This is a genomic window from Gracilibacillus xinjiangensis (assembly GCF_042651765.1).
In the GTDB taxonomy this organism is placed as follows: Bacteria; Bacillota; Bacilli; order Bacillales; family Amphibacillaceae; genus Gracilibacillus; species Gracilibacillus xinjiangensis.
Map to the genome: position 1 here is coordinate 60,585 of NZ_JBHSDT010000002.1, position 11,951 is coordinate 72,535.

11 protein-coding genes are annotated in these 11,951 nt (G+C 38.4%); 1 reads left to right on the forward strand and 10 read right to left on the reverse strand.

Features of this window, described 5'->3' with window-relative positions; all coding sequences use genetic code 11:
- Window positions 1–157 precede the first annotated feature (157 nt).
- The 4 genes from ACFOY7_RS01835 to ACFOY7_RS01850 form a co-directional block, all read right to left on the reverse strand.
- Entirely contained in the window at window positions 158–979 is an 822-nt protein-coding gene (locus tag ACFOY7_RS01835) for a sugar phosphate isomerase/epimerase family protein (protein ID WP_390248815.1), read from the reverse strand.
- On the reverse strand, window positions 979–2,154 hold the full coding sequence (locus ACFOY7_RS01840) for a dihydrodipicolinate synthase family protein (protein ID WP_390248817.1): 1,176 nt from the start codon (window positions 2,152–2,154) through the stop codon (window positions 979–981). Before ACFOY7_RS01840 ends, ACFOY7_RS01835 begins: the two co-directional genes overlap by 1 nt.
- 12 nt (window positions 2,155–2,166) lie before the next feature.
- Entirely contained in the window at window positions 2,167–3,318 is a 1,152-nt protein-coding gene (locus ACFOY7_RS01845; RefSeq protein ID WP_390248819.1) for a Gfo/Idh/MocA family protein, read from the reverse strand.
- 98 nt (window positions 3,319–3,416) lie between these two features.
- A complete protein-coding gene (locus tag ACFOY7_RS01850; RefSeq protein WP_390248821.1) occupies window positions 3,417–4,226 on the reverse strand; it encodes a helix-turn-helix domain-containing protein in 810 nt (269 codons plus the stop codon).
- A 164-nt stretch (window positions 4,227–4,390) separates the two neighbouring features.
- On the opposite strand from ACFOY7_RS01850, the gene ACFOY7_RS01855 reads away from it, so the two are divergent.
- Entirely contained in the window at window positions 4,391–5,572 is a 1,182-nt protein-coding gene (locus ACFOY7_RS01855) for a Gfo/Idh/MocA family protein (protein ID WP_390248823.1), read from the forward strand.
- 34 nt (window positions 5,573–5,606) lie between these two features.
- On the opposite strand, the gene dhaM is transcribed toward ACFOY7_RS01855, so the two are convergent.
- The 6 genes from dhaM to ACFOY7_RS01885 all read right to left on the reverse strand — a co-directional run bounded on the left by dhaM (window position 5,607) and on the right by ACFOY7_RS01885 (window position 11,898).
- On the reverse strand, window positions 5,607–5,996 hold the full coding sequence (dhaM, locus tag ACFOY7_RS01860; protein WP_390248825.1) for a dihydroxyacetone kinase phosphoryl donor subunit DhaM: 390 nt from the start codon (window positions 5,994–5,996) through the stop codon (window positions 5,607–5,609).
- A gap of 2 nt (window positions 5,997–5,998) precedes the next feature.
- Entirely contained in the window at window positions 5,999–6,619 is a 621-nt protein-coding gene (gene dhaL / locus ACFOY7_RS01865) for a dihydroxyacetone kinase subunit DhaL (protein WP_390248827.1), read from the reverse strand.
- A gap of 11 nt (window positions 6,620–6,630) precedes the next feature.
- Window positions 6,631–7,623 (reverse strand): dihydroxyacetone kinase subunit DhaK, encoded by a 993-nt coding sequence (gene dhaK / locus ACFOY7_RS01870; protein ID WP_390248829.1) that lies wholly within the window; start codon window positions 7,621–7,623, stop codon window positions 6,631–6,633.
- Between the two features lie 218 nt (window positions 7,624–7,841).
- Window positions 7,842–9,494, reverse strand: a complete 1,653-nt coding sequence (locus ACFOY7_RS01875; RefSeq protein ID WP_390248831.1) for a glycerol-3-phosphate dehydrogenase/oxidase — start codon at window positions 9,492–9,494, stop codon at window positions 7,842–7,844.
- Window positions 9,495–9,543: 49 nt separating this feature from the next.
- Window positions 9,544–11,034, reverse strand: coding sequence for a glycerol kinase GlpK (gene glpK, locus ACFOY7_RS01880; RefSeq protein ID WP_390248833.1), 1,491 nt, complete (start codon window positions 11,032–11,034; stop codon window positions 9,544–9,546).
- A gap of 21 nt (window positions 11,035–11,055) precedes the next feature.
- On the reverse strand, window positions 11,056–11,898 hold the full coding sequence (locus tag ACFOY7_RS01885; protein WP_390248835.1) for an MIP/aquaporin family protein: 843 nt from the start codon (window positions 11,896–11,898) through the stop codon (window positions 11,056–11,058).
- Between the last annotated feature and the right edge of the window lie 53 nt (window positions 11,899–11,951).

Here is an 11,951-nt window from a genome sequence, read left to right on the forward strand (position 1 = left end):
TTTTTTCTGCTGGTTGGTATTCAAACAGCCTTTATTCTTCAACCTTCATCGGTTCCCCCTTTTATTGGGTGTTAAGCAGCTCATAATTAAAAAAATAGCTATCCAACAGTTACAAAGTAACTTTTTGAATAGCTATTTCCCTGGAGCCTTTGATCAATTATACATGCTTCACAAAACTTTGTTTAACTTCCGCTAACACTTCATCCCCATTACGATCCCACAATAATTTATTAATGATTTCAACCTCAATCGGACCATGATATCCAGCTTCTTCGACAGCTTTTCTCATGCGATTGATTTCGATCACGCCTTCCCCCATCATTGCCCGACCTGCAAACATATCAGGCATGGGAACTTTCCAATCGGAAACATGGAAACCTAATATCCTTCCTTTTGCCCGTTCAATTTCATGGGATAAATTCGGATCCCACCATACATGATAGACATCAACGATTACCCCAACTTCCTCAGGTTCGTATTTTTCCGCGATCGTTGTTGCTTGATCCATTGTATTAATAACTGACCGATCTGCAGCAAACATCGGATGAAGCGGCTCAATAGCAAGCTTCACTCCATAATCTTTCGCAAAGGGTACTAACTTATCAATTCCTTCTGCAACTTGTTCTCTAGCGGTATCAATGTCCCGATCAGCGCTTGGCCCGCAAACTAAAACTAATGTATCTGTTCCAAGCTCTGCCGCCTCTTCAATCGCATGCTTATTATCATCAATACGATCAGTTCTTTCTTTAGCAGTAGATGCGGGAAACATGCCTCCACGACATATACTGGAAACTCTGAGTCCGGAATCTCGGATCAATTTTTTACTCTGCTTCAGTCCAATCTCTTCTATCTTATGCCTCCATACAGAAATCCATGGTACCTCATTTCGCAGACAGCCATCTACAGCCTCTTTTAGACTCCATTGATCAATGGTGATTTGATTCAGACTTAACCGGCTCATTAATTTCTCATCAGCCATTAGCGCCCCTCCTGCTCTATACCAGCTAACTCTAACGCTAACTTCATTCTTTTTGCAGCTAATTCCGGGTCACGTAACAATCCAGCCTCATCTGCCATGACAAACAAGTCAGACAAATGTGCAATCGAACGAGCACCCTCTTTTCCGCCGATCATTCGAAAATGATCCTGATGACCGTTTAAATAAGCCATGAATACAACCCCAGTTTTATAGGAAAAAGTCGGTGCCTCAAAGATATGTCTAGAAAGCGGGACCGTTTTCTCGAGTAATGCGTCATACGAAGTCCAGTCCCCTGCATCTACTGCATGCATAGCTGCCGCTGCCGCTGGAGCGATTGCATCAAAGATTCCTAATAGTGCATGACTATATCCTTGATTATCTCCTTTAATTAATTCAGGATAATTAAAGTCATCCCCTGTATACATACGAACACTTTCTGGTAAAAGGCGACGCATATCTATTTCTTTTTGAGCATCAAGAAGTGAAATTTTAATCCCATCCACTTTCGCTTCATTATCCCTAATAATCTGCAAACATACTTCCATTGCCTGATCAATGTCTTCAAAACCCCAATAGCCTTTTAGCGCCGGATCGAACATATCACCAAGCCAATGCAAGATAACGGGTTCTTTGACATTTTGCAATATTTTGTTGTAAACACGTTGATAATCCTCCGGTCCTTTAGCACATGCTGCTAATGCTCGGCTTGCCATTAGGATAATCTTTCCGCCTTCCCCCTCAACAAATGACACCTGCTCTTCATATGCTCTCTCTACATCTTCTAACTTGACATTTGGTGTTGGTTCTAAATGATCTGTTCCTACCCCACTTGCGACTTTTCCACCAACTGTTTTTGCTTCTTTCACCGAACGTGATATTAACTCTTTTGCTCTGTCCCAACTAAGACCCATTCCGCGTTGAGCAGTATCCATCGCTTCAGCAACCGACAGTCCGAGAGACCATAGATAATGGCGATATTCCATTGTTTTGTCCCAGTCAATTTGAGCGTCTAATGTCGGATCAGCGTTAGATAATGGATCTGCCACAACATGTGCTGCTGAAAAGGCAATTCTTTTTTCAAATGGTTTGTTCTCAGGTATATCAAATGCTTGATATTTTTTTGGTTCGTAGGAGTAGAGTTTGCGATCTTTACTCGGTAATAACAACTTTGCCATCTGAAGTCCTCCTTATAGTTTGATTTCCGGCACGTCTACCCAACGTCTTTCTTCCCATGATTTCAAGCCAAGATCTGATAGTTGTGTACCTTTTGCTCCTTCTAGTAAGTCCCAAGGAAATGCTTCATCTGCAAAAACATGTTTCAAGAAAAGCTCCCACTGTACTTTAAAGCCATTATCAAAAACATCATTTGTCGGTACTTCCTGCCACTGTGCCTGGAAATCAAATGGATTTTCGATATCTGGATTCCATGTCGGTTTTGGTGTATTAACACGGTGCTGAACCTTACAATCTCTTAGCCCGGCAACTGCACTACCCTCTTTACCGTCGACTTGGATTGTTAATAAATCATCACGGTTTACACGTACAGCCCATGAAGAATTTGCCTGTACAATCACACCATTCTCTAATTCAAATGTTCCGTAAGCTGCGTCATCCGCTGTTGCTTTGTATGTTTCCCCATTCTCATCAACACGTTCAGGTATATGTGTTGCACCTATACAAGAAACCGCTTTGACATTACCGAATAAATTATCAATTACATAACGCCAATGTGCGAACATATCGACGATAATCCCCCCACCATCTTCTTTGCGGTAATTCCATGATGGGCGCTGTGCTTCTTGCCAATCCCCTTCAAATACCCAATAGCCAAATTCCATTCTCACTGAAAGAATTTCACCGAAAAATCCTGAATCTATTAACCTCTTCAACTTTAATAAGCCTGGTAAAAATAATTTATCTTGAACAACACCATTTTTCACACCAGCTTCTTTAGCTAATTTTGCCAGCTCAATCGATCCCTCTAAATTTGTAGCAGTTGGTTTTTCACAATAAATATGTTTACCCGCAGCTATCGCTTGTTTAATACTGTCTGCCCGTCTTACTGTTGTTTGAGAATCAAAATAAATCTCGTTATACTCATCTGCAAGTGCAGATTCAAGGTCAGTAGAATAACGTTCAATCCCATGCGCTTCTGCTAACGCTTTCAATTTCTTCTCATTACGCCCTATTAAAATTGGATCAGGCATTAAGGTATCATCATTTTTTAATTTCACGCCACCTTGCTCTCTAATTGCTTTAATCGAACGAATTAAATGTTGATTCGTGCCCATACGTCCTGTAACACCATTCATAATTATACCAATTTTGTGTTCTGCCATAGTTATCCCTGCCTTTTCTTTTGATAAATTAAGTGTAACGCAATAAAAAAAATCCGTCTTACTATTCTAAGAACGAATTTCTTAATTTCGGAAATGAATTACTGATAATAACCTTTTTGATTAGTCCGATATTTATTTGGTGATGTAGAAGCAATATTTTTAAAAGCACGATAAAAGGTTGAAATTGATTCAAACCCTACTTCAAAACAAATAGAGGCAATATCTTTATCCGTCTCTGCAAGCATTTTCTTTGCGAGACCTATCCTTACTTCTGTTAAGTACTGGATCGGTGTCAATTGATAGTTGGCTTTAAAGATTGTATTCATATGTCTTGTACTTATCCCAAGTCTTGCTGCTAAATCCTCTGCATGTATCCATTCATAATAGTGTGTATCGATATATGCTTTCAACCTCTTAGCCCTTAGAGCATTCGCATCAGCAGCAGATGATTTCTTTTCACCTCTAACCATTAGGAGAAGTAACTGTGACAAGAATATTTGCAATGCCATTTCTTGTTCATTTGATTGATTCGCTTGTTCATACAATAATGTACGTAAAATTTGCCGTATTTCACTACTGTCAAACGGATTAAGGCCGATAAATTTCGTTTCATTTAATGCAAGATTATCATAGATTGCTCTTTCCATTACCCGTTGGTCAAAAGCTAAAACCAGTACTGTCAGTTTTTTTTCTGAAATGATTGCATGTTGTGTTAACGGCTTGATAAACGTCATATAATCCTGTTCAAAGAGATGATGTTTTCCATCTAAAATAATCTCACCAGTACCTTCCAGTGCATATAATAATTGATAAATTTCATGATGATGATTTTCAACCCTGTCTCCCTTACTATGTTTACTTTCATATAATTTAATTCCGAATGGTTCAAGGTTTATCTTTTTTAACATAAGAACTTCCTCCAATTATCAGCTTTGATCTAAAATTATTTGATTTTCCTATCCTATTAGTGAGAAAATAAGGAAGTTATGATATATTTCTATTATACTGTATAGAATAGAAAAGAAAAAACATAGTGAAGAACAGACTATAAATAGTGAGGAGTTTTAAGACAATGGAGAAAAAGGTATCAGTAGTTTTAGTAGGTATTGGAGGGTATGGAAACATCTATGCAAAAGAGTTTTTTGCCACCAGAAATGAAAACGCATACTTGAAAGGTGTTGTTGATCCATATCCTGAAAAATCTAGATTTTATCAAGAAATTGTTGACTACAAGATTCCGATTTATTCTAGCTTAGAAGATTTCTACAAAGAACAAGCAGCAGATTTAGCAATTATTTCTACACCAATTCAATTACATAAACATCAAGCATGCTTGGCAATGGAAAATGGAAGCCATGTTTTATGTGAGAAGCCTGCTACAGCCAATCGGGAACATTTACAAGAAATGATTGATACAAGAAATCGAACAAACAAATTACTAGCAATAGGCTTTAACTGGTCCTTTACTGAATCTGTACAGCAATTAAAACAAGACATTCTCTCTGGATTATTCGGTCAGCCCATCCAAATGAAAAGTCTTGTCTTATGGCCACGTAATGCAGACTATTTTAACCGTTCCAATTGGGCGGGGAAAAGATACAGTTCTGATGGTGAGATGATTTTTGACAGTGTTGCAAATAATGCAACTGCACACTTTTTGCACCATTTATTATATTTAACAGGCGATTCAATGGAACAATGTGCGGAAATCGATCAATTGTCAGCAGAATTGTATCGGGCAAATCCAATTGAAACATTTGATACTTGCGCTGTGCATCTATTAACCAAAAATAATGTGGAAATGGTTTATCTCGCATCACATGCAGTAGCGAATGAACATAGACCACAATATACGTTAGAATTCGAAAATGCAACCATTACATATAATCCTGCTGCCGAGAGTTCTAACATTATCGCAAAATTTAAAGATGGAACAGAAAAAATCTACAAAGACCCAGAGAAAAATCATTTAGCAAAATTCGGGGTAATGATAGGTGCAATTCTTGAAGGCCATAATAAGATTTTTTGCGGTCCAGAAGCAGCAAGCGGACATGTTGACGCCATTTATGGGATGCATCAATCAGTTAAAGATATCCCTGCATTTCCAACAAACTGGATAACAGTGATAGAGGACAAAAAGTTAACGATCGTACAAGGATTAGAAGAAACATTAACCCAATGCTATAAACAATTTTGTTTACCTAGTGACTTAGGAACGGAGTGGAGCAAACCTGGATCTATTGTAAAATTTTAGTTTTGAAAAACTCACACATACTTGTGTGAGTTTTTCAAAACTCTTTCACTTTTAATTTTGCTAAACTGTTTAATATTTCATCCTTAGATTTCCCCATATTTGATTCTACTGCTGCAATATAAGCTCCTTCTACAATTGGCACATCCTCAGCTATTTGGAGATTCTTAACCCCGAACATTTCTATCGCCATCTCTGCATTCATTTTCGCACTCCCTAAGTCATAAAAAATGATGCCCTCTGCTTCAGAGTCCATTGTTTCAAATACTGCTTGGATCTTTTCAATACTTGTACCAATTTCATTATTATCTATCCCGCATGCCATTAGTATTGGGACATTGGTGATTACTTGACTGATCAAGTCCTTAATACCCTGCCCTATATTAACACTATGGGAAACAATAATGATTGCTACTTTCCTATTCAAGGTTATTCCCCCGTTTCTAATACTGTCATTAATGCTTCAAAAATATAATAGGAGGACATGGAACCTGGATCTACATGCCCTTTTGAACGATCTTTTAAATAGGATGCGCGGCCTTTGGATGCAGCCATTTCTCTTGTATCTTCAATTGTTGCCTGACATACTTCTAATAGTGCATTCCAGTCCTCCACAGGTTCTTCTTCTAGAAAATTCGCTACTTGATTCCAAACATCATATAAAGTTTTCTCACCCATTCCAGCTTTTCCACGCATTTTAATCCCTTCAACAGCTTCTCTTATTGCAGCTTTAAAAACTATTTCATCTACTTCTTTTCCATGCATAGCCATCGACATTTTCAGAAAAGCAGTACCATACAATGGACCTGATGCACCGCCAACTTTAGCAGTTAATGTCATTGCAACACTTTTTAAAACATCAGCAACAGATTCATAATGTGTATCTGAAATCTTTGCCAATACTTCCCGGAAGCCTCGCTCCATATTGATACCATGATCACCATCACCAATGGCTTGATCTAAGGCAGTTAATTGCTCTTTGTTTTCTTCCATTCGTTTTTGAATTTCGTTCATCCACTTTTTTGTTTTTTCCACAGTTAAAATAATCATTATATTCTCCTTTAGTTACAAAATGATAGCGTTTTACAATCTCTATCTAATAAATCTTTTAGCTGGTCATCTAATTTTAGTAAGGTAATTGAAAAACCTGCCATTTCCAATGATGTCATATATTCTCCCACCCATGTTCGGTGTATATTCATCTGTTTTTCTTTCAATAATTGTGTAACTTTACGACTAACAATGTATAATTCCATTTCAGGTGTAGCTCCAAGTCCATTGACCATTACTGCTATATCACTATGAGTGTAATCCTTGTCTAATAAGATGTTATTTAACAGGGCTGATGCAATTTGGTCAGCTTCTTGCAATGGGACACGTTTTATGCCTGGTTCCCCGTGGATACCTATCCCTATTTCCATTTCGGTATCACCTAAATGGAAGCTTGGTTTTCCAGCAGCTGGTACTGCACAAGAGGATAATGCAACACCCATCGAACGAACATTCGCAATCGTTTTTTCAGCAACTTCTTTTACTTCTGCAAGTGAGGCACCGGACTCTGCCATTGCTCCAGCAATTTTATGAACAAAAACAGTTCCCGCGATTCCCCTTCTTCCTGTTGTAAAGGTACTGTCTTCAACTGCCACATCATCATTGACAATCACTTGATCTACTTGTATTCCTTCCATTTCAGCCATTTCCTTAGCCATTTCAAAATTCATTACATCACCAGTATAGTTTTTAATAATTAATAAAACACCAGCTCCACTGTCTACTGCTTTTATTGCTTCTATCACTTGGTCTGGTGTTGGCGATGTAAATACTTCCCCAACAACTGCTGCATCGAGCATGCCTTTTCCTACATATCCAGCGTGGGCAGGTTCATGGCCGCTTCCCCCACCACTTACAATGCCAACCTTCCCTTGGACAGGGACATCTTTTCTTGTTATAACTGTTGTGTTTGGCAGCCGTTTCAAATAATGCGAGTGTGCAGACGTCAACCCATCAATCATTTCATCGACGATTTGGTTTACATCATTAACAACTTTTTTCATTTTGGCTCACCTCAATTTATTATTTGTTCTAATATAACCTAGAACAAATTGAATTTCCACTTATAACCAATCTTCACTTCTCAAACTTTATATGTTCACACACTTACTAAATAGCAAGGGAATATTAATGAAAACCAGCATCAACTCCTAGAAACAAAAAGGAGGTCTATTTTTGACTATCAAAAATCGCGAAGCTGGAGACTTCACGATTTCTTTTTTCATTCTGCTGTTGGATGAACTGCCTCATATAATAGTTGCTCAAGCTCATCCGTATATGCTTGTTTTTTATCTTCTGTCCAATTAAATATTTTCTGCATCTCCTCAATCACAGCATCTTTTTCTTTTCTTACCCAACCAATATTGAAAAATAATGCTCCGGTTCTTCTTATAAAGAAATCTACCGGTTTACAAGCAGACTCGTAATTAATGCTGTATTGAAGCATCGCATTTGTTAAGGCAGACAAACTGCTACCAGAATTTTTGCCTTCCTTATATAATTCAAATACTTTCTCTACATTAGATCCATACCTTTGAATCAGATTTTTTGCTTCTGTCTCTGTCAGCCCAAACTCTATTCCCTTTGTCACTTGCTCCTTCATAAATTGTTTAAAACCTTTTGATCCACCAACATCTCCACCGGAAATCGGTAGATGTTTCGTATCACTAGGGTAGAAGACTTTCCTCTCTGTCTTAATCATTTTATCTGCAAGAAAATCGACAACATCTTCCGCCATTTTCCGATAACCGGTCAATTTACCACCAGCAATGGAAATTAAGCCAGAATTTGATTCGAATATCTCATCTTTACGAGAAATTTCAGAAGGGTCTTTCCCTTCCTCATGAATTAATGGACGTAAACCTGCCCAGCTAGATTCTACATCATCAGCCGTTATATGCAAATCCGGAAACATATAATGAATGGAATCAATCACATAATCACGATCTTCCACTGTCATTGTTGGGTGTGCGATATTCCCTTTATATACCGTGTCAGTAGTACCTACATATGTCTTACCCTCTCTTGGAATAGCAAAAACCATTCTTCCGTCAGGTGTATCAAAGTAAATGGCTTGCTTAAGCGGGAATGTTGACTGATCAAATACTAAGTGAATCCCTTTTGTTAATTGCAATGTTTTACCTTTTTTAGAGTTATCTATTTCTCGAATGGTATCGACCCAAGGTCCTGCAGCATTAATTACATATTTTGCTTTGATATCATGGAAATCGCCAGTTAACTGATCTTCAACTCTCACACCGATTACTTTATCGTCATCGTATAAAAGGTTATCTGCCTTAGCATAATTCAAGGCCAATGCCCCTTTTTCTACCGCTTTTTTCATTACTTCCATTGTTAGACGTGCATCATCTGTTTTATACTCGACATAATATCCAGCACCTTTTAGTCCATCTCTTTTTAGCAAGGGCTCCCGCTTCAATGCTTCATCACTGCCAAACATTTGTCTGCGCTCTGACCTCTTTACACCTGCAAGAAAATCATACACTCGCAAACCAATATTTGTGGAAAATGGTCCAAACGCCCCACCTTTATAGAAAGGTAACATCATCCATTCGGGTGTAGTCACATGCGGGCCATTTTCATAAACAATCTCTCTTTCCTTCCCAACTTCTGCTACCATTTTCACCTCAAATTGCTTCAAATAACGCAAGCCGCCGTGAACTAACTTCGTCGATCTACTTGATGTCCCTGCAGCGAAATCCTGCATTTCGACAAGGCCAACATTTAACCCCCTTAGTACAGCCTCAAGGGCAATTCCAGCTCCAGTAATTCCTCCACCAATAATAACTATATCGAGAGTAGTATTTTTCATTTGTTGATACGTCTTTTGTCGAGTTAAACTTGAGAATGACATAGATTTCGTCCCTTCAATCTTTTTTTGGTTACAATAATAATCTATCTATTTACTTAAACACGCGTGTTGCTTCAACTGCTTTTTTCCAGCCACTATATAACTCATCTCTTATTTCATTGCTCATTTCACTATTGAATTGCTTATCAACTTTCCATCGGTTTGTAATTTCATCGCGGCTGTCCCAATAACCAACCGCAAGACCTGCTAAATAAGCTGCACCAAGTGCTGTTGTCTCAATTACCTCTGGTCGTTCCACTGGCACATCTAAAATATCACACTGGAACTGCATTAAAAAATTGTTGGCAACTGCCCCACCATCAACACGCAATGATTTCACATCAATAGCTGAGTCTTCAATCATTGCTCCTAATACATCTTTCGTTTGATATGCGATGGATTCTAACGTTGCTCTTATAAAATGCTCTTTTGTTGTTCCTCTTGTTAATCCAAACATGGCACCTCTTGCATCACTGTCCCAGTACGGGGTACCAAGTCCAACAAATGCTGGCACTAAATAAACACCATCAGCAGATTCTACTCTCGTTGCATAGCTTTCCGTTTGTTTTGCATCTTTAAACATACGAAGTCCATCGCGTAACCATTGAACTGCTGAACCTGCTACAAAGATACTCCCTTCTAACGCATATTCCACTTTTCCATCAATACCGCAAGCAAGCGTTGTTAGCAAGCCATGATCTGATCGAACTGGTTGTTCACCCGTATGCATTAACATAAAGCAACCTGTTCCATACGTGTTTTTTACCATTCCTTTCTCGAAACATGCTTGACCAAACAATGCTGCTTGCTGGTCACCTGCAACACCTGCTATGGGTACGTTTTGTCCAAAGAAGTGATAGTCTACTGTTTCACCATATACTTCAGATGATGATCGAACCTCTGGTAACATAGAGTCAGGAACACCAAGAATCTCTAATAATTCCTCATCCCATTTTAAGTCATAGATGTTATACATTAATGTTCTGGACGCATTGGAATAGTCTGTAACATGAACTTTTCCACCAGTTAATTTGTAGATTAACCATGTATCAATAGTGCCAAATAATAAATCCCCACTCTCTGCTCTTTCTCTAGCCCCATCTACATTGTCCAATATCCATTTCACTTTTGTACCAGAAAAGTATGCATCAATTAATAGTCCTGTCTTATTTCGGAAAGTATCCGTATGCCCTGCTTCTCTTAAGTCACGACATATTCCTTCTGTTTGTCTCGACTGCCATACAATTGCTTTATATATGGGCTTACCTGTTAACTTATCCCAAACAACAGCTGTTTCCCTTTGATTGGTAATACCAATACCAGCAATTTGAGTTGGTGCAATATCTGCTTTACGGAGCACTTCGGCAATACATGATAAAACGGATGTCCATATCTCATTAGCATCCTGTTCTACCCAGCCAGACTTAGGGAAAAACTGTTCAAATTCTTTTTGTGCTACTTCGACTATCGTACCTTCGTGATTAAAAATGATTGCTCTAGAGCTTGTCGTACCTTGATCAATTGATAAAATATACTTTTCCATAAATAATTCCTCCTAAATCACTTAATCCTTCCTCTTCCTCTTTTCATTTGCTTGCTTGTTGGTTGCTGTTGAATGGCTATTTAATTCATTTATTACGGCAGTGAGGGCAATAACTATTACGATAACTGACATTATCCAAAATAAAACAGTAGCTTCACCCATGAAAAACATATTATAAAAAACAGCTCCATAGACTCCACCAATAATTGGCCCTATAATAGGTATAGCCGCATAACCCCAATCTGAATCCCCTTTTCCGATAATCGGTAAAAGTGTATGGGCGATTCGTGGTCCTAAATCTCTCGCTGGATTAATCGCATAGCCTGTTGTGCCACCAAGTGACATCCCGATGGCTATAATTAATAGCCCGACGATAGTTGGATTTAACCCTTCTGTAAATTCATTGGCGCCAATAAATAATAAACCCATAACTAAAACAAATGTGCCGATTATTTCACTCAATAAGTTAGAAGGTGTACTTTTTATGGCCGGATCTGTAGAAAAGACTGCCAACTTGGCCCTTTTATCTTCCGTCACTGCCCAATGGGGTAAATATTGAAGAAATACGATTACGCCTCCAATAAATCCACCTATTAATTGGGCTATAATATATGTCGGGACTTTACTCCAAGGGAATTCCCCAATGGATGCAAATCCTAACGTAACTGCAGGATTCACATGAGCATCAGATATATTTCCTATAGCATAAACTGCCATCGCAACTGCTAAACCCCAACCGATTGTGATAACTACCCAGCCTGCACCTTCCGCTTTCGTTTTCTTTAAAACAACCCCGCCTACAACTCCTCCACCTAAGATGACCAGGATCATTGTTCCAATTAGTTCTGCCATAAATTCCGACATAATCATCACCCCTTCGTCAAGACAATATTAACCTTTATAATTTAATTACATTA

Excerpts from the sequence above, each read along its gene's own strand:
- ACFOY7_RS01835 (WP_390248815.1), bottom strand. The coding sequence starts at position 979 with ATGGCTGATGAGAAATTAATGAGCCGGTTAAGTCTGAATCAAATCACC.
- ACFOY7_RS01840 (WP_390248817.1), bottom strand. The coding sequence starts at position 2,154 with ATGGCAAAGTTGTTATTACCGAGTAAAGATCGCAAACTCTACTCCTAC.
- ACFOY7_RS01845 (WP_390248819.1), bottom strand. The coding sequence starts at position 3,318 with ATGGCAGAACACAAAATTGGTATAATTATGAATGGTGTTACAGGACGT.
- ACFOY7_RS01850 (WP_390248821.1), bottom strand. The coding sequence starts at position 4,226 with ATGTTAAAAAAGATAAACCTTGAACCATTCGGAATTAAATTATATGAA.
- ACFOY7_RS01855 (WP_390248823.1), top strand. The coding sequence starts at position 4,391 with ATGGAGAAAAAGGTATCAGTAGTTTTAGTAGGTATTGGAGGGTATGGA.
- dhaL (WP_390248827.1), bottom strand. The coding sequence starts at position 6,619 with ATGATTATTTTAACTGTGGAAAAAACAAAAAAGTGGATGAACGAAATT.
- dhaK (WP_390248829.1), bottom strand. The coding sequence starts at position 7,623 with ATGAAAAAAGTTGTTAATGATGTAAACCAAATCGTCGATGAAATGATT.
- ACFOY7_RS01875 (WP_390248831.1), bottom strand. The coding sequence starts at position 9,494 with ATGTCATTCTCAAGTTTAACTCGACAAAAGACGTATCAACAAATGAAA.
- glpK (WP_390248833.1), bottom strand. The coding sequence starts at position 11,034 with ATGGAAAAGTATATTTTATCAATTGATCAAGGTACGACAAGCTCTAGA.
- ACFOY7_RS01885 (WP_390248835.1), bottom strand. The coding sequence starts at position 11,898 with ATGTCGGAATTTATGGCAGAACTAATTGGAACAATGATCCTGGTCATC.